This window comes from Bacillus sp. NEAU-Y102, from assembly GCF_054788175.1.
This window is the reverse complement of the sequence record NZ_JBTWFK010000015.1, coordinates 20,825-45,523: the sequence shown is the minus strand read 5'-3', so window position 1 is coordinate 45,523 and position 24,699 is coordinate 20,825. Positions and strand designations below refer to the sequence as shown.

Sequence of the window (24,699 nt, the reverse complement as noted above, 5' to 3'; positions counted from 1 at the left end):
CTATGACATTTTGGCAATTTGCATTTAAAAATGTAACGCGTAATTCAAGAGCTTATTTTGCTTACTTTGTAAGTAGTTCCTTTTCCATTGCTGTGTTCTTTTCATTTGCTGTTTATTTGTTTCATCCGAAATTACAAAATTTTAGCATGACCTCTGAAATTTCAGGATTAATGATATTTTCAGAAGTAGTAATTGTATTTTTCTCTTTCTTCTTTTTACTATATTCTATTGGTACTTTTTTTAAAGTTAGAAAAAAACAATTTGGTATTTTGACCATTTTAGGAATATCGAGAAAACAATTACATCGTCTTGTTTTTATGGAGAATATGTTAATCGGGATTTTATCTATCTTTTTCGGCATGCAGTTTGGAGTTGTTTTTTCTCAATTTTTTTTATTAGTAACAGCCAAACTTACGCATGTTCCAGGAATATATTTATACGGTCCTACTAACGCGTTTATTCTAACAACCATTGTTTTCCTTAGTCTTTTTATCATTGTATCTGCATTCACACCAATGCTTATTCGTACAAAAAAAGCGGTACACCTTTTAAAAACAAATGGTGGAAAACAAAAAGAAAGAAAACCCTCCATACTTGTTTCATTATTTGGTGCGATTTGTTTATTTGGTGGTTATGCGTTAGCTGGAAATCCTAAATATTTCGTATCAGTAAGCCCGCAAATCGGTGTTATATATATGGTTTCAAGTATTTTCGTTATCCCAATGCTTGTTACAATCGGAACATATTTCTTCTTTTCACAAATTAGTTTCTTACTGATTTATATTTTAAAGAAAAGAAGGAAGTTTTATATGAAACGGATTAATATGCTTTGGATTTCGGATTTAGCGAGCCGTATTCGAACGAATATTAATATGCTTTTTATTGTAGCGATGCTATCTACGATCGCTTTCACAATGATTACGTTTCTATATGGATTCGGGAAATTTATTAAGCTAGAAGTTAATAGAACTTCTCCTTTTCCAATTTCTTATTTTTCTTATGATGCGAACCCTTTTGTTACAGAGCATTTAAATTGGCTTGAGCAACAATTACAAAAAGAGCATTTCCCTTATCAAAAAATAGAAGCTGATATATATGAAACACCACTAAAAGAAGATAAAGATATAGCCATTTATAATGACGTATACGCAATTAAGCAAAGTGACTATAACAAACTTGCAGATTCTTTACGAATGAAACAACTATTTATGGATGATAACGAAGCATATGTGCTAACAGGGACATCTTATATCACCATATTCAACGAATTTGAGCAAAGCTACAAAAGAGATTACATTACACTCTCTAGTACAAATACGAAATTACGAGTGAAAGGCTATGAGCATGTAAACGCAATCCCATCTGACTTTTCATATCAAACGATAGTGTTGCCTGATATTATCGTAAATAACTTACCTAACACCGTAAAACATATATCAGCATACAATTACAAAATTCAAAACTGGGAACAGACATATGAAATTGCTGATAATTTTATAGAAAAGGTGCAAAAAGATCGAAATAAATCCCAGTATGAAGGACCTCTTATTCGATCCTTTGAATCAGCAGGATCGTTATACAAAATAACATCTGGTAGTGCCGCATTCTTCTTAATCGGGACATTTTTAGGAGTTATCTTCTTCATTGGAGCTGGTAGCGTTCTTTACTTTAGAATGTATACGGATTTGACGAACGAACAAGAGAAATATATAACGATTTCTAAAATCGGTGTAACAGATACAGAGATGAAACGATCTGCAACCATTCAACTTAGTATTTTATTTTTCATTCCGTACATTATGGCATCCATTCATACAATGTTCGCAACAAAAATGCTACAAGATGTAATTGGTTTATCTCTGTTCAAAGAAGTTTCAGCCGTTCTTATTATTTTTGGATTCGTTGAAATCGTATTTTTCTTATTTATTCGTTCACTTTATATGCAAAAATTATCACAGTACACGAGTGGACAAAATATTTAAAACAAACTTGATGAAAAGAGTATTTCTTATGCTCTTCTCATCTTCACCCCATTAGGAGGCTAGGTGAATGACATTTTGGCAGTTTGCATTTAAAAACGTGACGCGGAACGCCAGAGCTTATTTCGCCTATTTTGTAAGCAGTGCGTTCTCCATCGCAATCTTTTTCTCATTTGCAGTTTATTTATTTCATCCTAAATTGCATATGACAGACGTGAATTATTCTCTGAACATATTAATGACAATTTCAGAAGTTGTCATTGTGTTCTTTTCATTTTTCTTTTTACTGTATTCAATCGGTACGTTTTTAAAAGTACGAAAAAAACAGTTCGGGATTTTAACAGTACTTGGCATATCTCAAAAACAATTAAAACGACTCATATTTATAGAAAATATGTTAATTGGTGCTCTTTCTATATTTTTTGGCATTCAACTTGGAGTCGTCTTTTCACAGTTCTTTTTATTAGTTACCGCCAAAATTACACACGTACCTGGTTTATATTTATATCCGCCTACAAGTGCTATCGTTTTAACTATCATCATCTTTCTTGGGCTCTTCATTCTCGTATCATCTTTTACACCCATGCTCATTCGTACGAGAAAAGCCGTACGTCTTTTAAAAGAAGGAACAAAACAAAAAGAAAGAAAAGCATCCGTTCTCATCTCTCTATTTGGTGCGATGTGTTTAATATGTGGATATGCGTTAGCCGCAAATCCGCTGTATTTTATGTCGCTAGGTGACATCATTGGGCTTTTATATGCCATCTCTAGTATATTTGTCATCCCATCGCTTATTGCAGCTGGAACATACTTTTTCTTTTCACAAATTAGTTTTTTACTTATTCGTATTTTAAAAATGCGAAGAACGTTTTATATGAAACGAATTAATATGCTTTGGATTTCTGATTTAGCATCACGCATTCGTACGAATATTAATATGCTCTTTATTGTGGCGATGCTATCGACGCTCGCTTTTACAATGATTACATTCTTATATGGATTCGGGAAATTTACAAAGTTTGATGCGATTAGACAAAACCCTTTCCCGTTTACTTATTTATCACATACTGAAAATACATTAGCTGATGAACATTTAAACTGGTTAGAGCAGAAATTTAATGAAGAGCACTTTACTTATACAAAATTTAAAACAGATATATATGAAGTATCTTCAGCTGAAGATAACACACAGCTCTATTACGCAATTAAACAAAGTGACTATAATGTACTTGCTAAGGCGTTAAATTGGGAAAAACTCACGGTGAATAAGAATGAATCTTATATCCTTATGAAAGACTTAGATGATCAAGTTATTGGAACACTTCACAATAAAGACAAGAAAAATACTCTTACACTTACTCAAAACAATTTACAACTACAAGTGAAAGAATATAAAAGTTATAACCCATTCCCAAACAGCTTAATATACCAAGTACTCATACTATCTGATGAAAATGTAGAAGCCTTATCCACCGTTTCCAAACAAATGAGTGTATATAACTTCAAGGTTACAGATTGGGAGAAAGCACATAATATCGGTTCAGCGTTTATAACAAAAATCGATAACGACAATGCAGCAATTCAAGCAGAGCATCCACCGTTCCATGCAAGTGAAGCGAGCGATTCTCTATATAAAACAAAACTAAATGTCGCTTCGTTCTTCTTAATTGGTACTTTCCTAGGGGTTATTTTCTTTATCGGTGCTGGCAGTGTTCTTTACTTCCGAATGTATACAGATTTAACAAATGAGCAAGAAAAATATATAACGATTACGAAAATTGGCTTAACTGAGACTGAAATGAAACGTTCAGCGACAATTCAGCTTGCGATTCTTTTCTTCGTGCCTTACATTATGTCATCGATCCATACGATGTTTGCGACAAAGATGCTACAAGAAATATTACATCTCTCGTTTTTCGCTGAGATTACAGTCGTACTTATGATTTTTGGAACGGTTGAAATTCTATTTTTCCTTTTAATTCGTTCCTTCTATATGCAAAAATTATCACAACACATTAAGTTTTAGAGAATAGAAAGGTGATTATTATGGAAGAAGTATTACACATAAAAAACGTCTCAAAAGTGTATGAGGGAAAAGTACCTCATACCGCTTTAAAAAATATAAATTTACACGTAGATAAAGGTGAATTTGTTGCTATCATGGGGCCATCTGGTAGCGGTAAATCTACGTTTTTAAACGTTATTTCTACAATTGATTCCCCTACTTCTGGTGATGTCGTTATTAATGGAAAAAAACCGCACACATTTCGTAGAGAGAAGTTAGCCATTTTCCGCCGCCAAGAGTTAGGATTTGTTTTCCAAAATTTTAATCTACTAGATACACTAACAATCGGTGAAAATATCGTACTACCTTTAACATTAGATAATGTTCCGTTAAAAGAAATGGATGAAAAGCTTGATAACATTTCAAAAAAGCTTGGAATTGATCATATTTTGGACAAACGTATTTTTGAAGTTTCTGGAGGACAAGCACAGCGTACCGCAGTAGCACGTGCTGTTATCCATCATCCCTCACTTCTACTTGCTGATGAACCAACAGGGAACTTAGATTCAAAAGCAGCAATTGACGTAATGGAGCTATTTACGAAATTAAATAAAGAAGAAGATGCAACGATTTTAATGGTTACGCACGATCCGTTTGCAGCAAGTTATTGTAACCGCGTCATTTTCATTAAAGATGGCGAGCTTTACAACGAACTACACCGCGGATTATATCGCGAGAAATTTTATCAAGAAATATTAGATGTTCTAGCGTTATTAGGAGGAAGACGTGGATGACATTTTGGCAATTCGCATTTAAAAATGTCTCGCGTAATTCGAAAGCATATTTCGCCTACTTTGTCAGTAGTGCCTTTTCTATCATGGTTTTCTTTTCATTTACTGTATACGCGTATCACCCGCGGTTACAGAGTGTACAAAACTTTCAAGAACGTGATCCTCTAATGAACTTAGCTAGTACAGCACAGCTTGTGATTGTTATGTTCTCGTTCTTCTTTCTCTTATATTCAATTGGAACATTTTTAAATGTACGGAAGCAGCAATTCGGGATACTCACAATTCTCGGTATCTCACAGCGACAATTAAAAAGACTGTTATTTACTGAAAATATGATAATCGGGATATTGTCTATCTTTATCGGCATTCAAGGTGGCCTTGTATTTTCTAACTTTTTCTTATTAGTCACTTCGAAATTAACAAGTGCTAAAGGTCTCTATTTATATTGGCCAACAGAAGCGATTATCGTGACAACCGTAACGTTTATCATTTTATTTTTAATCGTTTCTACGTTTACACCAATGTTTATTCGTACTCGAAAAACAGCCCACCTTATTAAAGGGAACAAGAAAATACCAGCTGAAAAAAGACCATCTATACTCATCTCTTTATTTGCTTTAATTTGTTTAGGGCTATGCTATTATATCGCTGGTTATCCGCGAGGCTACGTAACGGAAAAAAATGTGCAAAATGGATCTGTCTTTTTTATTATGTTATCTATTTTACCGCTCGTAGTAGTCGGGACATATTTATTCTTTTCACAAACATTTCTTCTTTTTATCTATATTTTAAAGAAGCGTAGAAAGTTTTATTTGAAACAAATAAATATGTTATGGATTTCGGACTTAGTTGCTCGTACCCGTAGTAATATTAACGTACTCTTTATCGTTTCTATGCTATCTGCACTTGCATTTACAATTATTATTGGGTTATTCGCCGCTAATAACAATACGAAGGCATCAGTACTAGAGCGATATCCCGTCCCCTTCACTTATACATCAGAAGGTGACAATTCCCTTGAACAAAAGCATATTTCTACAATTGAAACGGAGCTTACAACTAGTAATTTTCAGTACAAAAAATATAAGTTTACAGTCTTAAAAGATATAGCTTCAAAAGAAGATATTATGCTTATGAAGATGAGCGATTATAACGCAATCGCTCAACAATTGAAAAGACCGGAAATAACAATCGATTCTACAGAAGTGTATATTATTTCTCGCCACTCACCAGAACTTCTCGATCTCGTATCTAATCCATTTGCAAAGCAAAATACGATTACACTCGGATCTAATAAAAAAGAATTTTATATTAAAGGGTTTATTAATAAGGGAATAGAACCATCCTTTGCATTCCCACATTTAACTGTCGTACAAGATTATGTATTTGATAATATGATTCCTCATATTGAAACAACCGTAATCTATAACTACTTCGTAGAAAACTGGGAAAATGCAATAGTTCCAACCAGAAATATGTTACGTGTTATTAGTGGTGATGCACGTGAGTTCTACAAAAAGCATACAGAAGAGAACGCTCAAGTTCCTTTCTTCATACATACGGCTACGGATGAACTCATTTACGGTAAAGGAAATGCAGTTGCTCAATTCTTTATTTGGGCATTTCTTGGTTTTATCTTCTTTATCGGTGCGGCTAGTGTCTTATATTTCCGTATGTATAATGACTTAACAACTGAAAGACAAAAGTATATTACGATTACAAAACTTGGCTTAACTGAATTAGAAATGTTTCGCTCTGCAACCATTCAATTAGGAATTTTATTTTTTGTTCCTTACATCGTTGCTGGTGTTCACACGTTATTTGCGGTTAAGTTTTTACAAAGCATGTTTTCTTTCTCCTTACTAAAAGAGACATGTATCGTACTCACCTTTTTCGGGATTATCGAGATCATTTTCTTCTTCTTAATCCGTTCTCTGTACATTAATAAATTATCACAGCATATAAAAATATGAATAAAATGGCCTTGTGCGTATTGCACAAGGCCATTTTCAATAGTTTTTAATTAGCAGCAATATCCACCATAGCCGCCAGCATAACCGCCGTAACCACCGTATCCACAAGAGCCGCCTCCGCCGAAGCAGCTAGCACCGATGATAATTAATAAAATAAACAATACGATTAGAAGCGCAAAACCGCCTCCGCAACCATTTCTGCGGTTACAATCATCATGTCTGTGTTCACACTTTTCGCTCATTACCCTATTCCTCCTTTAGTATCATTCATAACAAGTTCCTCTTGTTCTAAATGAGGGGATTCCATTTATATTATGTTTTCAGGGCGAATAGGAAGCTTGGCTTACCTAAAAACGGGCTTGTTTTAGCAATTGGGCTTAATCAAAAAAAAGATACCTATTCAGGTATCTTTTAAAGAAACATATTCAACAAAAGGGCAAAACCGAATGCAATAAATGACAACAATGTTTCCAGCACCGTCCACGTTTTAAATGTTTCCTTCACCGTTAATCCTAAATACTCTTTTACAAGCCAGAAGCCTGCATCATTTACGTGAGAAAACATTAATGAACCTGCACCGGTTGCAATAACGAGAAGCTCTAAATTCACACCAGACATGTGCTGAATAACCGGTGAAACAATTCCTGCTGCTGTCGTTAGTGCGACTGTCGCTGAACCTGTTGCAATTCGAATTAATCCAGCTACCATGAAAGCTAATACAATTGGTGATAACGAAATATGTTCTGCCATTTGTGCAATAGCCGTTCCAACGCCGCTTTCAATTAATATTTGTTTAAATCCACCGCCTGCACCAATAATTAAGATAATGGAGCCGACCGGTAATAAACTTTCATCCGTTAATTTTTTAATTATCTTTTTATTAATTCCTTGTCTTATTCCAAGTAAATAAAATGCTGCGAAACATGAAATAAGTAAAGCGATTACTGGACTCCCTATAAAAACAAAAAATTCAGTTAACTTTTCCGGTAATGAAATATATGGTGCAACTACTGATAAAATCATCAATACAACTGGTAATAAAATAATAAAGAATGATACTTTACGACTTGGCAAATCAGTTGATACTGTCGTAACTCGAACAAGCTCCGGTTCATTTTCCGGTATAACCCTCTTATGTACCCACTTTGCAAATATTGGCCCTGCTATAATAGCCGTTGGTAACGCGATAAGTAATGAATATAAAAGTACCTTTCCTAAGTTCGCGTTATAAATACCGATTGCTGTCATGGCACCTGGATGTGGTGGTACTAGCCCATGTACGATAGATAATCCCGCAATAACAGGTAACGCAATTAATAATATATTTTGCTTCGTCGTTTTTCGAATGGAAATAACAAGTGGTAATAAAATGACGATCCCTACTTCAAAAAAGACAGGAATCCCTATAACAAACCCTGCAAATAACATAGCCCAAGGTAATTTTTTTACGCCGAAAAATCGAATAAAGAAATCTGCAACTTGCATGCCTGCCCCTGAATCAGACATCATTTTCCCTAATATAGTTCCAAGTGCCAAAATACCAACTAAATGTCCTAGTACACTACCAACACCAGTTTCATAGGCAGTCACTATTTTCGTTAAGTTCAGTCCAGACATAATAGCTAAAAACAAACTCGCAACTGTTAAACTAATAAATGCATGCCATTTCCACCATGATACCCCTAAAATAACAATTGTGATCGCAAGTAACGTGACGATTAATAAGTATATATCCATCTCTCATTCTCCTTACTTTTATCCCGATTGGTGTGGGCTAATAATTAGTGGGTGATGCCCTCCTCCACTAATTAAAGTTTTACTTTATAAAAAAAGAGGGAACATCCCCTCTTTTTATACGTCATAATTCACTACATAATGCTGCATTTCTGTATTGTAGTAGCCTTCGCTATATTCAATTACTTCGCCAACTTCATCATAAGAATAGCGCATACGTTTTAATAACGCTGTTCCCTCTTTTTCACCTAGCGCTTCTGCAACGGAGCTAGGCGCAAGCCCAACAGCGAATTCATCTCTGAAGTTTTCTAAATGTATACCTCGGTCTTCAACTAAATCATAAAGCGATTGTAAATCAAAGTCCGATAAATCTGTACTTGCCATTCCTGCTGAGAAATAGTGCGTGTAATGAATGTAAGGTGCATCATTTAACGTATATAAACGTTCGATACGGAAACTCTCTTTCCCGAATAATCGAAATGGCACTGTTCCTTCCTCATTATGTACGACTTCTGCTTTTAGCAATTTCTTCTGTACTTTATATCCTTCTTCCACTAATACTTCTGTAAATTTCTTACCCTTTGACAACTTTGTCGCAGAGGTATTACGGATGACTTTCGTTCCTTTACCGCTTTTCTTTTCCAAGTATCCTTCTTGAGCGAGTTCTTTAATGGCATTTCGTACTGTAATCTTGCTAACTTTGAACTCTTCCTCTAATTGCGGTTCTGAAGGAATATTCGTATGAATCGCATATACACCATGTAATATTCGATCACGAATAATATTTTTTATTTGTAAATATAATGGTCCTTTTTTCCTCGTTACGTTCACTGTTACACCCACTACCTTTCTACATCACCTACTGATGCCGTCATTGCCCGAAGTATATCTTTCTCTGATGACATTGGCGTATCACCGACGATTGTATGTGCTAGCATTCCAGCTGCTGACGCAAATGAAACAGCTTTCTCTGGTGCGAACTCTTTTATCTCGCCATGAATAATTCCGCTCGTATAAGCATCTCCAGCACCTATTCTATCATATACAGAAAACGTAAGTGTTTTTGCAAAAGTGAACGATCCATCTTTACATATAAACCCGCGAAGCGAATGTGTATTATCACTGTTAATAGAGCGATGAGTACCAGCGATTGTAGCAATATGATACGTTTCAGCTACCTTTGGAATGAGATCCAGCAGCTGCGCCTCACGCTCCGTCTCTTCTGTTTTCATCCCAAGAACGAACATCGCATCTTTTTCATTCATCATAACGATATTAGCAAGCCCTAGCATTTCTTCATAATGCGGTTTTGCCTGTTCATATCCGTCTTCTCCCCAAAGTGAGGGACGATAATTACAATCAAAAACGACGGTTCCTCCGTTTTCTTTAACTGCTCTCGCTAAAGATTTCATATGATGACGCACAGTATCATTCATCGCAAGTGTAATACCGCAAAAATGAACGATATCAATTTCCTTTGCGATTTCTTCAAATTGATACGTTTCTTCACATGCCGTATTGAAGCTACTTTCTAATCGATTCGAATATGTAACGCGGCTTGCACGTGCACCGAATCCATTTTCTAAAAAATACATACCTACATATTTACCACCTCTTGAAACAAGAGAAGTTTGAATCCCTAACTTTTGAATGTAAGATACAGCTGCATCTCCAACCGAATTTTCCGGTAAAGTTGAAATAAGAAGCCCTTCATGCCCTAAGTGAGAAAGTGCCGCTACAACGTTCACACCTGTACCTGAAAATGAGTAATTTAACGTGTTAGCTTGCGACAACAATTCATATCCAGGTACTTGCAGGCGCATCATTACTTCGCCGAACGCTGCAATTTTCTTACGCATATTGATCAACTAGCTTTTTCACGACTGCTAATAATTCACGAACATCTTCTACTTTCGTATTACCAGTTTCTTTATCAATAATAGAAGAGTATACGTGCGGGATAACTTGCTCTACATTTGCCTCAAGCGCAATACGTACAATTGTTTCAAAGTTTTCTTTATCAATTCCACCTGTTGGCTCTAATGCGAATCCTTCTTCTGCACAAGCTTTCGCAACTGCGCGATATTCTTCTTCGTGAGCTAGCCCTTTCATCGGGAAGTATTTCAATGAATTTCCGCCCATATCACGTACAAGTGCGATCGCTGTTTTAATTGGAACGATTGCTTTTTCTTCTCCAGCCGCACTAATTGGGCCAGTAGAAATATTTACGTAACCTACTTTTCCTGTTGGTGATACTAAACTATTAATCCAGCTATCCTTTTCGCCGAGATTTGCTCGCGTTGCTCCAACTGAAGGGAACACTTGGTTAATATGGCTACCAGGATAATGCTTCGCAATTTCAGCTACAACTGCTGCTTGGCGATTATCTCCTGCGCCTAGTCCGATTGATACAGCGTCATCAATTTCTTTTCCGTATGCTTTCATAGCTGTAACAGCTTCTTCTACTGTTGGGTAGTCTTTTGATAACACTCCCACTACTACATAACCTTCTGCTGCTTCAAAAATATCTTTTGCATTTTCTATATTGTTTGCTAATACATTTAATGCTACGTGGCCTTTATAAAAACGTTTTTGAATGTTTGTCATTTTAGTTTCCCCCTACGATTTCTCTCAATTTTTCTTCAATCACATGTATGTCATCACCTTGAAGTGGACGTGGATCAATATCAAAGAATCCTTGTCTTACTCCGTAATCACGTGTATAAATGGCGATTTCCCCTTCGCGTAATGCAGTCACAACTTCTTTTGCTGATTTGTTTAACTCTTTCTCGTTAATATGAATACGAGCTCTAAAGATTGCTCTTCCTGCTTCATCTTGAACGATCGTTACATTTACACCATTTAATTCTTTTAGCGGCATAAGTACTTGTAATAGCTCTTTTTCTTGCTCGCTCTTATCTTCTTTTACTCCGTACTCATCAAGCGCTTGAAGTAAACCGAAAGTCGTCTCTTTCCCAACTTTCATACTTCTTCCGATGCAATGTAATTGTACTTTCAGCCACTCGATGTATTTTCGTTTCCCGCCAACAATACCAGAAGTAGGCCCTTCAATCGCCTTTGAACCGCTATAAATGGCAAGATCTGAATACTTCACATATTTTTGAATATCTCCTTCAGCTGCTGCATCCACGATAAGCGGTACGTTATTTCGCTGCGCAACTTCCCATGCTTCTTCAACAGAAATCATATTTTTTTGCACTGCATGATGTGATTTCACATACAGAATCGCTGCTGTATTTTCACCAATTGCATCTTCAATATGCTCTGCTTTCCCTTCATTTGCATAGCCAACTTCAACGAGTTTACCGCCGCCTAAGTAAATCATCGTTTCAACAGGTGCACCGTATTGAACGTTATGACCTTTTAACATAATCACTTCGTTTTTCGCGATTACTTCTTGATGAAGTCTTTCACTTTTACGGCGATTTCCTTCCGTAACGATACCAGCGATAGAAAGCGCAATTCCGCTTGATGCTGAATTTACAACAACTGCTGCCTCTGAATCTAGAATTCTCGCAATATGGTCTCCTGCTTTATCTACTAAATCAGCAATTTCTACATAATTTTGTCCACCATGTTTCATCGCATCCATCACTGTATTTGCCGGAGCGGATACACCTAAAATACTCATTCTACCGCTCGCATTAATCACTCTTTTTAATCCGTACTTAGCATTCAATGAATGACCCATTAATTACAACCCCTTTTGTATCAATTCTTCTTTCAGCAATGCGCTGATCCCCTTCTGAATCAATTAACGTAACCTTCTCATCTTTCACCGTAAATAAAGTTAAGTTTGCAATATCTCCTTCTTGAATGCGGCCAAGCTCTGGTTTCTTAAGCCATTCTGCTGCATTTTTCGTAACCGCATCAATCACTTCTTCTAGCGGATAACCTAAGTAAAGGAATTTCGAAAGAACGTGAGCCATACTGTAAACTGGACCGTGTATACGGTTCTTCCGGTAAATATCTGTACTAATTGTACGAAAGGCAATACCGTAACGCTTCGCTGCTTCTGCTACTTTAAAAGAAAAACTAGCGTTACCGTGACCAACATCTAAATGCACACCGCGATTCACTGCATCTAGTAACACAGGTAGTGGTTTACCTTCTTCATCAAATAAATTATTTTCTTTCCCGTTTAAATAATGTGTAATGACATCATCTTTTTCTAAAAGAGGTACAACTTCCTCAATGCGAGGAGGCGCTGAACCGATATGTACCATAATCGGTAATGATGTTTCTCGAGATAAAGCGCGCGCTACATGCAGCGGTTCAATTCCACTATCACAAACGACACTTTTACTCATTCTCGCCTTTAACCCAACGATTACATCTTTATACTTTTCTACTGCTTCTATCGCTTTCTCTTTATCTATCCATTCCATATTGGATAATTCATCAATTCGTTTCAAACCGATGCGAGAAATATTTAAAAAGGCAAATAAATTTGTCTTTGCCTGCTCTCTACTTTTTACTAAATCTGCAATGCGATCAGCACCGCAACTACCCGCATCAACAATTGTCGTTACCCCTTGCTTAACGCCAATTTCATCCACCTCATCGCCATACGGATCAAACTCTGGAAAAGCATGAACGTGCAAATCAATCCAACCACTCGATACGTAAGTACCAGAGTAATCAAGAACCTTTCCACCCTCGCCAGCACCAGCTTTCGTCACCTGTGCGATTTTGTTATTTTCAATTACAATGTCAATCTCTTCCCCGTTCACACGTTTCACATTACGTAGTACGAATCGTTCTGTCATTGTATTTCCACCCTTTTCTATAAGAAGCCATAAGAATACGCTTACATTTAAGTTTCATTTTTTATATCTCTTTCACACGCTTAGCGTAACACAAAAAAAGGGAGAAGTAAATATAACGTTATAATGTTTAAAAGTAAATAAAAAGATGCTCCTCCAAAATGTTGATAGTACAGGAAATTATATCAACGATTTTTCGAATATATCTATCATAACTTACAATATATCAACGATTTTTTAATTATATCTATCGTAACTCAAAATATATCAACGATTCGACAAAGAATATCGATTTACCGACAAAAAACGTCAATTCCTTTCTTATATAAGAAAAGGCTGTCCCAAATGGCACAGCCTTTTTCTCTATTCCTGAACCGTCACAATAACCCCATCCATATTGTTACCGGAAATTTCATACTGCTTGTTTGCTGGAACGTTCACTTTCGTATTCTCAGAAACTTTATAATAAGAAACAGTATATTTCTTACCTTCTACTTCAGTTGAAACCTCTTTTTCCTCTTTTAAAAACTCTAAATATTCCTCTAGTGTAAAATTCTTTTTTTGCATAATTGCGCTATGAGGTAGGCCGACATAACGGATATGCCATGGCTCATATTGAATTCCAGTAATGTTACTTTTATTTTTCGGATAACGTAATACAAAGCCATGCTTCCATACGTTCTCTTCAATCCATTTTCCTTCAGGCGCTTTCTCCATTTTTTTTTGAGTAGACCCAATGTCCAGTGATAATCCTAAATTATGTTCACTGTATCCTGCTGGAAGTGCATAATCAGATCCCATTTTTTCATATAGCTGTTTTTGCTCTTGGAAATCTCTATAACCACTACTAATCAAAAAATGGTTAACACTTTCTTTTCCAGCCGCATCGACAACGTTCAAAAACTTTTTCACAACATCCTTTGATAAACGAAGATTTCTATCAAATATTACATAGCCTCTTACTAATTCACTATTATGATTTATATTTATAATATCAGACCTAATACTATCTTTTTTTACTGGATAATCCCTGTTAACTAATAATAAATCACCCTTATAAATTTGTTCCTTCGTAATCTCTTTCCTCTCAGTGTTTGCCGCCTTTACTAGCTCATCTTTCCCGACAATTTTAACATCGATTTCCTTTTGAAATAAAGGTGATATATAAACGCCTACACATACTGTGCATGCTATAAAAAAAGAAATAAATACCCACTTTTTCATTTCTAGTTCCTCCTTAACGTAACTTACGTATAGAATAGAAAAAACTATTAAAATAAAAAGTGGGGTAAAGTTTAAATTTTTATTAAATTGTTACATTCTCGTCTTTTGGCAATCGTACTTCAAATATCGTTCTAACTACATTGCTTTCAGCAGAAATCGTACCATTATGCTGCTCGACAATATTTTTCGCAATGAATAGTCCAAGGCCTGTCCCGCCACGGTTCTCAGTTCTCGCTTTATCACCTGTGTAAAACATATCAAAAAGATACGGTAAATCTTCTTCTGGAATGCTATCTCCATAATTCATAATTTGTACGACAACTTCTCTATTATCAACATACCCATTCATATCAACAAATTGCCCATCATATCCGTAACGAACGGCATTTGTTAACAAGTTTTCAAATACTCTAGCTAACAATTTTCCATCACCGTGCATCGGTAAATGAGGGTCCACATTCAATCTAGCTTCTAAATGATGTTTTTCTAATAACGGATACAATTCCTCCTCTAACTGTATAAGTAACTCACTTATATCAATCGGCTTTTTATCCAGCTTTAGCATGCCATAATTCATACGTGTAATTTCAAATAGCTCATCAATTAAACTTTCCAGTCTTTGCGATTTTGTATATGCAATTGTGGAGAAATGTTTAATTTGTTCTTTTGTTAAATTTTCATCTTTAAGAATTAAATCTAAATATCCTAACACGGATGTTAATGGCGTTCTTAAATCATGAGCTAAATTTACAACAAGCTGATCTTTACTACTTTCAGCAAAATCTCCTCTTTCAACAGCTTCTTTTAACTTTTCACTTGCAACATTTATTTCACGCGCGATATTTCCAAACTCATCATTTGATGAAACTTGAACTTTATTCGTAAAGTTACCGTTCGCAAGATGATGAATCCCATTAGAAATTTCATCAAAGTATTTTAAATACGGTTTTGTCAAAAAGAAGAAAAAGATAATAGACAACGGAATAAAGAAAATTAAAAAGAAGTTAATGTCTCCAAATTCCCTTACCATTGACCTAAATTGTGCTAAAGGCTCTTCGTAGCGAACCATTGTTTTATAATACAGCTGCAATCCTTTATAAATTATATAAGTTACAGTTGCTGCAAGCACCATACTTAACGCAAATAAGGCAATCATTTTAAATCGAAAACTTTTCATCATATTAGCCATTGAAAGTATAACCTACTCCCCACACTGTTTTTATTAATTTATCCTTTCTTTTATCTTCTCCAAGTTTCTTCCGCAAAGTACGAATATGTACCATTACTGTATTTCCACCTTCATAATAATCATCCGCCCATACGTGCTGAAAAATATTTTCCACATTGTATACTTTCTTCGGATGACTCGCTAATAAATATAAAATATCGAACTCTTTCGGCGTTAATTCAATTTGCTCACCATACACATCAACCGTCCTGCGCTCAGGATTAATTACGACTCCGCCTATTTCTAAAGCAGATTTACTCTCCGCTACTTTCGGTTGATTTAACGTAAAAAACCTACGCAGTTGTGCATTTACACGTGCAACTAATTCTATCGGTGTGAAAGGCTTCGTCATATAATCATCCGCACCTAGTACAAGACCTGTCACCTTATCAAAGTCCGAAGTTTTCGCGCTTAAAAAAATAATTGGCATATGATGTTTCGCGCGAATTTGACGCGTCACCTCATAACCATCCATTTTCGGCATCATAATATCTAAAACTACCAAGTCGATTGGCTGCGCTTCAATAATATGAACCGCCTCTTCCCCATCCGCTGCTTTCACAACATGGTACCCTTCTTTTTCTAAATGTATCTCTATTAAGTCAGCAATTTCCGCCTCATCATCAGCTATTAAAATTGAAATGCGCTTCATTTTACTCCCCCTTTTTGATTCCATTTTTATACGCTCGATTGTAAACTAGTCTATCCAATTTGTACAATACGAAAAGGCTACTCGTTACAGTAACCTTGGTAAATAAAATTATATCAGCGATTATTGAAATATATCGACTTACCGACAATGAACGACAAAATCCTCTCGCTACTTGCGGGCATCCTAATGAAACTTCCATTTACCGTTCAAACACAATCCGCTGCTTCGTGATTTCCGCCAGCCTTCCGCGATCTACTTCATACTCAGCATCAAAGCTTTGCGGCACCATCACTTTCCCGCCCTCAAGCGTCACTTCCGGTGAAATAATATCCCTCTGCCAATGTCTACTAGAAGCAGATATGTCGCCTGGAATCGTAAAGTTAGGTAATGAAGCAAGAGCAACATTTTGCGCTCGTGAAATCCCCATCTCCACCATACCACCGCACCAAACTGGTATGTTATGTTCCATGCAATAATTATGAATTTGAACCGATTCTGCTAATCCGCCCACTCGCCCTGGCTTAATGTTAACGATGCGGCAACTACCAAGCGTAATCGCAACGCGCGCATCTTCTAAACTATGGATACTTTCATCTAAACAAATCGGCGTTTCAATCTTCTTCTGCAGCTGTGCATGATCAAGAAAATCGTAGTCCGCTAACGGTTGTTCAATCATCATTAATTGGAATTCATCTAGTCGTTTCAGCCTCTCCGTATCCGCTAATGTATACGCTGAATTCGCATCTGCCATTAGCGGGATACTCGGAAACTCTTTACGAATCTCTTTCAATAATTCGTAATCATGCTCTGGCTTTATTTTCACTTTAAAACGCTTGTATCCTTCTTCCGCGTACTTCTCTATTTGTTTTAACATAACCGGAATTGTATTGATCCCAATTACAACGCCGACTTCAATTTCAGGGCTAGCTCCTCCAAGAACTGTCGCTAGCGATTTCTTTTGACGCTTCGCATATAAATCCCAAATAGCCCCCTCTATTCCGGCTTTTGCCATTCGGTTTCTTTTTATATGTTGAAATAGACCCGGTACCTCATTCGGATGAGAAATTTCAGCCTTTAATAAATCAGGTAACAAAAAGTCTTGCAGTACATGTAGTGCTGTTTTCACCGTTTCTTCCGTATACCACGGTTCAGAAAATGCAACGACTTCCCCAAATCCGATGTACCCGTCTGTATCCTCTAATTCAATAACAATACTCTCACGCTTTTCGTAAGTCCCGTAGCTCGCAGCAAACGGGATTACGAGTGGCATTTCCGTTATATACAGTGTCGCTTTTTTTATTTCCACTACATCTCCTCCACTAATTGTCTTAACTCTCGTCTTAACAATTTTTTCGAAGCGTTACGTGGTAATTCCTCTAAGAAACATGCTTTCCTCGGCACTTTATATTTCGCTAATTTCTCCTCGCAAAAATGAAGAATTTCTTCTTCTGTTATCTCTCTACTTTTCACAACAAAAGCAGCTGGCACTTGTCCCCATTTATCATCAGATATACCAACAACACCGGCTTCCGCTATTGCCGGATGAGAGAGTAACACTTCTTCAATTTGAGCTGGGTATATATTCTCTCCGCCAGAAATAATTAAATCGCTGCGGCGGTCTAATACGTATAAAAAGCCTTCTTCATCTAGATAACCGAGGTCACCCGTATGAAGCCATCCGTTTTGAATTGTCTCACGCGTCGCATCTTCACGGTTAAAATAACCGCCTGTTACGTTCGGTCCTTTTACTACAATTTCGCCCTCCGCATGTGGCGGCACTACTACGCCGTCCTTTTCAATACGAAGTTGGCACTGAAATAATGGTTTTCCAGCCGAGCCAACTTTCGTTAACATGTAATCCGCTGATAACGTACAAATTTGAGAAGACGTTTCTGTCATACCATACGTTTGATACACAGGGATTCCTTTTTCCACACACGTCTCTAATAACGGTTTCGGCGCGGGTCCTCCGCCAAGTAACATGCATCGTAAAGAAGCTGGATATGTCCCTTCTCCAAGTCTCTCTAATAAATCAGTTAACATTTTAAAAACGACAGAAATAATCGTAACGCCCCTCGTTTGAAGTGCGTTGTGAATAAAATCAGCATCATATTTCGGAACGAGTAAAATACGCATACCGTACATAATATTTTTCATTAAAAGAGATAGCCCACCAACATGGAACATCGGCATACAAGCTAACCAGCAATCATCATCACGAAGTCCTAAATTAAGCGAAGAACCGACTGCGCTTGCCCAATGATTACCGTATGTTAAAATAACGCCTTTCGGTTTTCCTGTCGTCCCAGACGTATAAATAATTGTCATCGCTTCTTCTAAAGAAAATTCTTCTTGTATAGATGCTTCTACCTTCAGTCCATGCATCACTTCAGCGAATGAATAGACAGGAACATCATTAGCATCAAACTGTTGATCCGTCACTAAACAAACAACTTCAGCATCATCCATTTGCCAAAGTAGCTCTTCTCTTGAAAGACGTGTATTTAGAAGTACAGCTACTGCACCTACGTAAGATAGGGCGTGAATAACTGTAATCATCTCCATACCATTTTTCATCAGAACAGCCACCTTTTGCCCTCGCTTCACTCCAACATGCGTGAGGTGTTCACAAACAGATACTACTTTTTCATGTAGCTGCAAGAAAGTAACTTTCTCTTCCTCTATTTCAATTGCAGTGCGATCTGGTGTTAAAAATGCACGCTGCATTAACCAATTAGGCATCGTCTCCATTACTCATTCTCCTTTCATGAAAGAAAGAGACCTGATATGACATCAAGTCTCTTAGTTGTTTTGTTTCCGGTTTGATCTTATCCAACTGCGCCTCCTAGCCCCTTCCGTCTAAGAACCTTCCGCACGAGAAAGTAAAAAACACTTTCTGTGCGAAAGAACCTTAGCCAACGGGGCTAAACAGTCGGCTCCGCTTTTAAAACATCCAGCTACAGCGGCTAGAACAGTCGGTCGTTTCACGCCTTCCTACGAGGCAAAAAGCGCCTCTTCGTCAGGAGTTCCAACACCCTCTTGTTCTAAGCAAGCCACTTCTGCTTTTGGTTTCATCCAGCTACAGCGGCTAGAACAGTCGGTCGTTTCACGCCTTCCTACGAGGCAAAAAGCGCCTCTTCGTCAGGAGTTCCAACACCCTCTTGTTCTAAGCAAGCCGCTTCTGCTTTTGGTTTCATCCAGCTACAGCGGCTAGAATGTTCGGTGGCTTCACTTCTTCCTACGAGGCAAAAAACGCCTCTACGTCAGAAGCTCCATCCCCCTCACATTCTAAGCGAGCCGCTTTCGCTTTTGATCACGGGAAACGAGGGAATTGACCGAAGTCCGGACTGCGTTTTTCTTTGAACGCGTCGCGACCTTCTTTTGCTTCGTCAGTTGTGTAGTACAATAACGTTGCATCTCCAGCTAGTTGTTGAATACCAGCTAGACCGTCTGTATCTGCGTTGAATGCAGCTTTTAGGAAACGAAGTGCCATTGGGCTGTTTGCTAAGATTTCTTGTGCCCATTGTACTGTTTCTGCTTCAAGCTCTTCTAATGGTACTACAGTGTTTACTAAGCCCATATCAAGTGCTTCCCCAGCGCTGTATTGACGACATAGGTACCAAATTTCGCGAGCTTTCTTGTGGCCTACCATACGAGCTAAGTAACCAGCTCCATATCCACCGTCAAAGCTTCCTACTTTAGGACCTGTTTGTCCGAATACAGCGTTGTCTGCAGCGATTGTTAAGTCACATACGATATGAAGTACGTGTCCTCCACCGATTGCATAACCTGCTACCATTGCGATAACTGGTTTAGGAATTGCACGAATTAGACGTTGTAAATCTAATACGTTTAAACGAGGGATTTGGTCGTCACCTACATATCCACCATGACCGCGAACTTTTTGGTCGCCGCCAGAACAGAATGCACGTCCACCTTCACCTGTTAAAATGATAACGCCAACATTTGCATCATCACGAGCGTGTGCAAAAGCGTTGATTAACTCCATTACCGTTTTTGGACGGAATGCGTTATGTACTTCAGGACGGTTAATCGAAATCTTTGCGATACCATTGTATGTTGAATAAATAATATCTTCGTAATTGCCTTCTTTTACCCATTCAATAGCCATTACAACTACCTCCTTGTATATTTCTGATTTCATCTATAAGCGTGGCTTCCTTCTTGCTGAAAAAAGTATCACTGCATAGTTTTTAGAAATCCCTTTACTATTGTATCAAACTTTTCCGGTTGTTCCACATGAATTGCATGGCCAGCACCATCAATTTTGACAAATTTCGCGTCAGAGACGCATTTTTCGATATCTTTTAATATGCGAAAGAACTTTTCATCATGCTCCCCGTTCATTAAAAGAACAGGCATTTTCAAGTTGTGTAGCTCATCCCACCATGAAGGCTGAGCCCCTGTTCCCATGCCGCGCAAACTATTTGCAAGTCCTTTGGGATTGTTAGCAAGTCGTTCTTTTCGCACTGCTTCTTGTACGTTTTTTGCTAAACTTTTTTGCGTTTCAAATAGCGGAATATTTTCCCACATTGATACAAAACTTCGGATGCCTTCTCGCTCAATTTTATCAGCAAGTCGCTCATCCTTTTCACAACGTTCTTTTTGGTCCTCTTCACTTTCAAGCCCAGCTGTACAATTTTCTAATAAAAGAGAATGTACATACTCTGGATATAGACATGCCAGAGTAATCGCCAGTCTACCGCCCATTGAATAGCCAAGTACGTGCGCTTTTTCAATATGAAGGTAATCTAGTAGTTCTTTCATTTGCAATGCCGCATTTCGAATATCATAATGATTCACATCTTCGGGACTTTCTGTTTTTCCATGCCCAACAAGATCTACTACAATAACTTGAAACTGCTCGCTCCATGAAGGGATAAAAGAACGCCACGTTTCCATGCTTCCCGTAAAACCATGAAGAAGTAGAAGTGGTTCCCCACTTCCGACTACTTCATATTCATACGATACACCTTGCAGCGTTACGTTCATTTCGATTCACCTTGTAAAGATGTAGTAATCACGTCCATCGTTTTTGCCCATAATGTCCGGTGCAATATTAAGTTTTCATCACGGTTCGTACAAATTTCCACAACGTGTAAACCTTCTGTAGTCGTTCCTTTTTGTACCTCTTCTCGGAAGCTTTCCCAACCATTTACACGGCTAAATGAACCACCGTACATTTTAACAACGTGTTCATAATCAAGACCAATTGGTGTTCCAAATAATGATTCGAAATGTTCCTTTTTCTCATACTGTGGTAAGAATGAGAAAATACCGCCACCGTCATTATTTACAACGACAATTGTTATATTTAATTCATGTAATTTCGCGGCTAACAGTCCATTTAAGTCGTGATAAAAGGATAAATCACCGATCACTAATACGAGCGGATCGCAAATAATGCTCGCTCCTAAAGCTGTCGAAATGATGCCATCAATCCCATTCACACCGCGGTTTGCCATAACTTGAATATTTTTATCCAATGTGAAGAAGAATGAATCCGTATCACGAATTGGCATACTATTACTCGCAAAGAATGTTGCCCCGTCTGGTAGTACGCGGACAATATCCGTAATAACTTTCCCTTCAAATGCAGTATCATATGTTTCCATTTCACGAAGCGTTTCCTTCGTTTTTTCGTTTATATGTTGCCACATTCCGAACCAATCATTCTTTTTCATAACTGGCATTTTTTCTATTAATGCACTGCAAAATACAATATCATTTGCTTGGACAACTTCTGTCGCAACGAGAGCTGGATCTCTCCATTGTCCAGATTCATCAACAACGATATGAACTGCTTTCGTTTGTTTTTTTATGAACTGCGTTAATGATTTGGAAACAGGCATACCACCAAAGCGAATCATAACTTCTGGCTTCCACGTTTCTTTTAACAGTTCATTTCGTAAAAATGTATCATAACAGTCGATTACCATCGTTTTATCGTGATGTCCGCTACGAATATTAGAAAGCGGATCTGCCAATATTGGATATCCAGTTTTTTCAGCTAATTCTGCCGCAAATGCTGCGAGTTCTGAATGACTATCGTCTCCACAAATAATAAGCCCCTTCTCCATATGTGAAAGGCGCCCTACAAGCGAATCTACATATTCACTCGGCATCGTCACGTTCCCTTGCTGAACTACTCCTGTATATTCCCCGCGTCCTTTATCCCATAAACCTTCTAATGAGAAATCCGGGATAAGCGGTTCGCGTACTGGAAAATTAAGATGAACAGGTCCTTGCGGCGCTAAACAAGCATTCGCTATCATACGCTGCGTTGTCATGCGAGCGTAATGATACATCGCTTCACTCGCTTCTGGAAGAGCCATCTCTGTAAATTGCTTCACAAATGTACCGTATAAATTGAATTGATTCATCGCTTGTGGTGCACCGACATCTCTTAATTCATGCGGTCTATCTGCCGTTAAGACGATAAGCGGCACTCGTGAATGAAAAGCTTCACATACAGCTGGATAGTAATTAGCTGCTGCCGTTCCTGATGTACACAATAATGCAACAGGACGTTTTTTCGCTTTTGCGATACCGAGCGCAAAAAATCCTGCAGATCTTTCATCTACATGTAAATATGTGTTCATTCCTTCGTGTTGTTCCATTAGTAGAGCTATCGGCGTTGACCGTGAGCCTGGACTAATGACAACATCACATACATTTAGACGCGTCAGTTCATCCACGAACGCGCCTAAATAATATGATAATGCTTCTATATGATTGTTCATTTCATTAATTCCTCCAAAGCACCAAGCATCGGTCTAAACTTCAAACTTGTTTCTTCATATTCAAGTTGCGGTACAGAATCAATTACAATCCCGCAACCGGCAAATAAGGATGCTTTCTCGCCATTTAATAACCCGCAGCGGAGTGCAACCGCAAACTCACCATTTCCTTCATCATCTATCCAGCCAATCGGTGCGCCATATAATCCTCTGTCTAACAATTCAACATCACGAATCAGTTTCATCGCTTCCAAACGAGGTGTCCCGCCAAGAGCTGGTGTTGGATGTAATTCTTCTACCATTGTTAAAAGACTCGCATCGCCTTTTGCCTCTACAGGCGTATATAAATGAATTAAGTTTTTCGTTGTTAATAAGCCCGGACTTTCCGGAATATTAACGGATTCGCAGTGCTCATTTAATACCGACCTAATCATATTCACAACATAACCGTGTTCAGCTAAATTCTTTTCATCATGAAGAAGCGCATTACTATTTCGCTTACTTTCTTCTATAGATTGACCATGACCAGTTGAACCAGCAAGACACATCGAAGTAAACTTCTCATCTTCTTTGCGAATTAACCTCTCTGGCGTCGCTCCTAAGAAGCATGCTCCTTTATAATCAAAAGAAAATACGTAACAATCCGGTTGCCCAATGCGAAGTGCTTCTAAGACAAGAGCAGAATCAATATGATGATCCATCTCTACTTTTAACTCCCTCGCTAATACAACCTTCTGCACGTTCCCCAGCTTCATTTCATCTTGTACTTTCTCAATGGCCTCCATCCAGCCTTTCGGATCCACTTCTACTTTAGAAGTAACTGTTAATTTCGATCCTTCTAATGCACATTTACTCTCCCAAAAAATTTTCTCTTCTAAAGAAATCATTTCGTTAGAAAGAGTCTCTGCACAATCTGTTGCTGAGACAAATGTATTCATCGTTAACCATGCTTTTTCATTTTTTACAGTTAATAAAAATGCTGGTAGTGAAAATGTCGTATCATCAAATTCTTTCCATAAGTCCGTTTTCTCTTTTTCTTGGTCAAATGAAAATCCACCAAATAAAAGAGGACCTGTTCCAAATTCGTATTTTTCTCTTTGTACAAATGCTTTCTCTTTTACTTTATCCCACTCGTCACGAGCAGTTTGAAAGCGTTTGTGAGAAGCAGTTGCTATAGTGAAAACAGAGCCAATTCCAGCAAATATTACATGCTGAGCCGGGTCTGCAAAATAACATCTATTTTCGAATGCAATCCTTTTTCCTGCTGCATAAAACAGAAGCGGATCCATCCAGTCTATTTGTTTTACGAAGCTAACCAATATTTTTTCATCAGTTGCACGCTTAATGGCTGCACTAAGAGCTTCTTGCAAGCCTATTTGTTTCGTTTGAATCACAATTGTCTCCCCCCTATGGGCGAAAAATAGTCATAATTACGCTTGATTTTAAGATACACCTCAAACGAAAGGCCTGTCAACGTTTAGCATTTCTGAGAAATTCACCTTCTCTTCCTAGAAAATAAACGTTGACACTAAATGATGCTTTTTCTACACTTAGTTGTGTACAAT

Annotated in this window: 20 protein-coding genes; 4 read left to right on the top strand and 16 right to left on the bottom strand. The window is 37.6% G+C overall.

Going from position 1 to position 24,699, the window contains the following annotated elements:
- Window positions 1–2: 2 nt before the first annotated feature.
- The 4 genes from ACYFX0_RS27925 (at window position 3) to ACYFX0_RS27910 (ending at window position 6,748) form a co-directional block, all read left to right on the top strand.
- Entirely contained in the window at window positions 3–1,982 is a 1,980-nt protein-coding gene (locus ACYFX0_RS27925) for an ABC transporter permease (protein WP_000145076.1), read from the top strand.
- A gap of 67 nt (window positions 1,983–2,049) precedes the next feature.
- Window positions 2,050–4,005, top strand: a complete 1,956-nt coding sequence (locus tag ACYFX0_RS27920; protein WP_000145001.1) for an FtsX-like permease family protein — start codon at window positions 2,050–2,052, stop codon at window positions 4,003–4,005.
- A gap of 20 nt (window positions 4,006–4,025) precedes the next feature.
- On the top strand, window positions 4,026–4,778 hold the full coding sequence (locus ACYFX0_RS27915; RefSeq protein WP_000393250.1) for an ABC transporter ATP-binding protein: 753 nt from the start codon (window positions 4,026–4,028) through the stop codon (window positions 4,776–4,778).
- Window positions 4,775–6,748 carry an FtsX-like permease family protein gene (locus ACYFX0_RS27910; RefSeq protein WP_106082367.1) on the top strand — a complete coding sequence of 658 codons (1,974 nt, stop codon included), beginning with the start codon at window positions 4,775–4,777 and terminating at the stop codon, window positions 6,746–6,748. The genes ACYFX0_RS27915 and ACYFX0_RS27910 overlap by 4 nt, the downstream gene beginning before the upstream one ends.
- A 50-nt stretch (window positions 6,749–6,798) precedes the next feature.
- Here the strand turns inward: ACYFX0_RS27910 and ACYFX0_RS27905 are convergent, their stop codons facing one another.
- The 16 genes from ACYFX0_RS27905 to ACYFX0_RS27830 all read right to left on the bottom strand — a co-directional run bounded on the left by ACYFX0_RS27905 (window position 6,799) and on the right by ACYFX0_RS27830 (window position 24,528).
- Entirely contained in the window at window positions 6,799–6,990 is a 192-nt protein-coding gene (locus ACYFX0_RS27905) for a YjcZ family sporulation protein (protein ID WP_001290406.1), read from the bottom strand.
- A 169-nt stretch (window positions 6,991–7,159) separates the two neighbouring features.
- On the bottom strand, window positions 7,160–8,485 hold the full coding sequence (gene gntP / locus ACYFX0_RS27900; protein WP_074790607.1) for a gluconate permease GntP: 1,326 nt from the start codon (window positions 8,483–8,485) through the stop codon (window positions 7,160–7,162).
- A 114-nt stretch (window positions 8,486–8,599) separates the two neighbouring features.
- A complete protein-coding gene (locus ACYFX0_RS27895; protein WP_074790605.1) occupies window positions 8,600–9,325 on the bottom strand; it encodes a GntR family transcriptional regulator in 726 nt (241 codons plus the stop codon).
- Window positions 9,325–10,341 (bottom strand): sugar kinase, encoded by a 1,017-nt coding sequence (locus tag ACYFX0_RS27890; RefSeq protein WP_106082366.1) that lies wholly within the window; start codon window positions 10,339–10,341, stop codon window positions 9,325–9,327. Before ACYFX0_RS27890 ends, ACYFX0_RS27895 begins: the two co-directional genes overlap by 1 nt.
- Entirely contained in the window at window positions 10,334–11,089 is a 756-nt protein-coding gene (dagF, locus tag ACYFX0_RS27885) for a 2-dehydro-3-deoxy-phosphogluconate aldolase (protein ID WP_000181897.1), read from the bottom strand. The genes ACYFX0_RS27890 and dagF overlap by 8 nt, the downstream gene beginning before the upstream one ends.
- Before the next feature lies 1 nt (window position 11,090).
- Window positions 11,091–12,194, bottom strand: coding sequence for a DgaE family pyridoxal phosphate-dependent ammonia lyase (locus ACYFX0_RS27880; RefSeq protein ID WP_000510079.1), 1,104 nt, complete (start codon window positions 12,192–12,194; stop codon window positions 11,091–11,093).
- Entirely contained in the window at window positions 12,172–13,272 is a 1,101-nt protein-coding gene (locus ACYFX0_RS27875; RefSeq protein WP_000139936.1) for an amidohydrolase/deacetylase family metallohydrolase, read from the bottom strand. Before ACYFX0_RS27875 ends, ACYFX0_RS27880 begins: the two co-directional genes overlap by 23 nt.
- Window positions 13,273–13,632: 360 nt before the next feature.
- Window positions 13,633–14,493: a D-Ala-D-Ala carboxypeptidase VanY gene (locus ACYFX0_RS27870; protein WP_000759400.1), complete on the bottom strand. Its 861-nt coding sequence runs from the start codon at window positions 14,491–14,493 to the stop codon at window positions 13,633–13,635.
- 82 nt (window positions 14,494–14,575) lie between these two features.
- Entirely contained in the window at window positions 14,576–15,682 is a 1,107-nt protein-coding gene (locus tag ACYFX0_RS27865) for a sensor histidine kinase (RefSeq protein ID WP_000002603.1), read from the bottom strand.
- The gene (locus tag ACYFX0_RS27860) at window positions 15,675–16,373 is read right to left on the bottom strand and encodes a response regulator transcription factor (RefSeq protein ID WP_000822507.1); all 699 of its coding nucleotides are present in this window, start codon (window positions 16,371–16,373) and stop codon (window positions 15,675–15,677) included. The genes ACYFX0_RS27865 and ACYFX0_RS27860 overlap by 8 nt, the downstream gene beginning before the upstream one ends.
- A 199-nt stretch (window positions 16,374–16,572) precedes the next feature.
- Window positions 16,573–17,679: an o-succinylbenzoate synthase gene (gene menC, locus ACYFX0_RS27855; RefSeq protein ID WP_106082364.1), complete on the bottom strand. Its 1,107-nt coding sequence runs from the start codon at window positions 17,677–17,679 to the stop codon at window positions 16,573–16,575.
- Complete coding sequence (locus tag ACYFX0_RS27850; RefSeq protein WP_460272028.1) at window positions 17,679–19,124, bottom strand: o-succinylbenzoate--CoA ligase; 1,446 nt, start codon at window positions 19,122–19,124, stop codon at window positions 17,679–17,681. The genes menC and ACYFX0_RS27850 overlap by 1 nt, the downstream gene beginning before the upstream one ends.
- A 562-nt stretch (window positions 19,125–19,686) precedes the next feature.
- Window positions 19,687–20,505: a 1,4-dihydroxy-2-naphthoyl-CoA synthase gene (gene menB / locus ACYFX0_RS27845; RefSeq protein WP_000963887.1), complete on the bottom strand. Its 819-nt coding sequence runs from the start codon at window positions 20,503–20,505 to the stop codon at window positions 19,687–19,689.
- A 68-nt stretch (window positions 20,506–20,573) separates the two neighbouring features.
- The gene (gene menH, locus ACYFX0_RS27840) at window positions 20,574–21,386 is read right to left on the bottom strand and encodes a 2-succinyl-6-hydroxy-2,4-cyclohexadiene-1-carboxylate synthase (RefSeq protein ID WP_001103352.1); all 813 of its coding nucleotides are present in this window, start codon (window positions 21,384–21,386) and stop codon (window positions 20,574–20,576) included.
- Window positions 21,383–23,137 carry a 2-succinyl-5-enolpyruvyl-6-hydroxy-3-cyclohexene-1-carboxylic-acid synthase gene (gene menD / locus ACYFX0_RS27835; protein ID WP_001059211.1) on the bottom strand — a complete coding sequence of 585 codons (1,755 nt, stop codon included), beginning with the start codon at window positions 23,135–23,137 and terminating at the stop codon, window positions 21,383–21,385. The genes menH and menD overlap by 4 nt, the downstream gene beginning before the upstream one ends.
- Window positions 23,134–24,528, bottom strand: a complete 1,395-nt coding sequence (locus ACYFX0_RS27830; protein WP_000616702.1) for an isochorismate synthase — start codon at window positions 24,526–24,528, stop codon at window positions 23,134–23,136. The genes menD and ACYFX0_RS27830 overlap by 4 nt, the downstream gene beginning before the upstream one ends.
- Window positions 24,529–24,699: the final 171 nt, after the last annotated feature.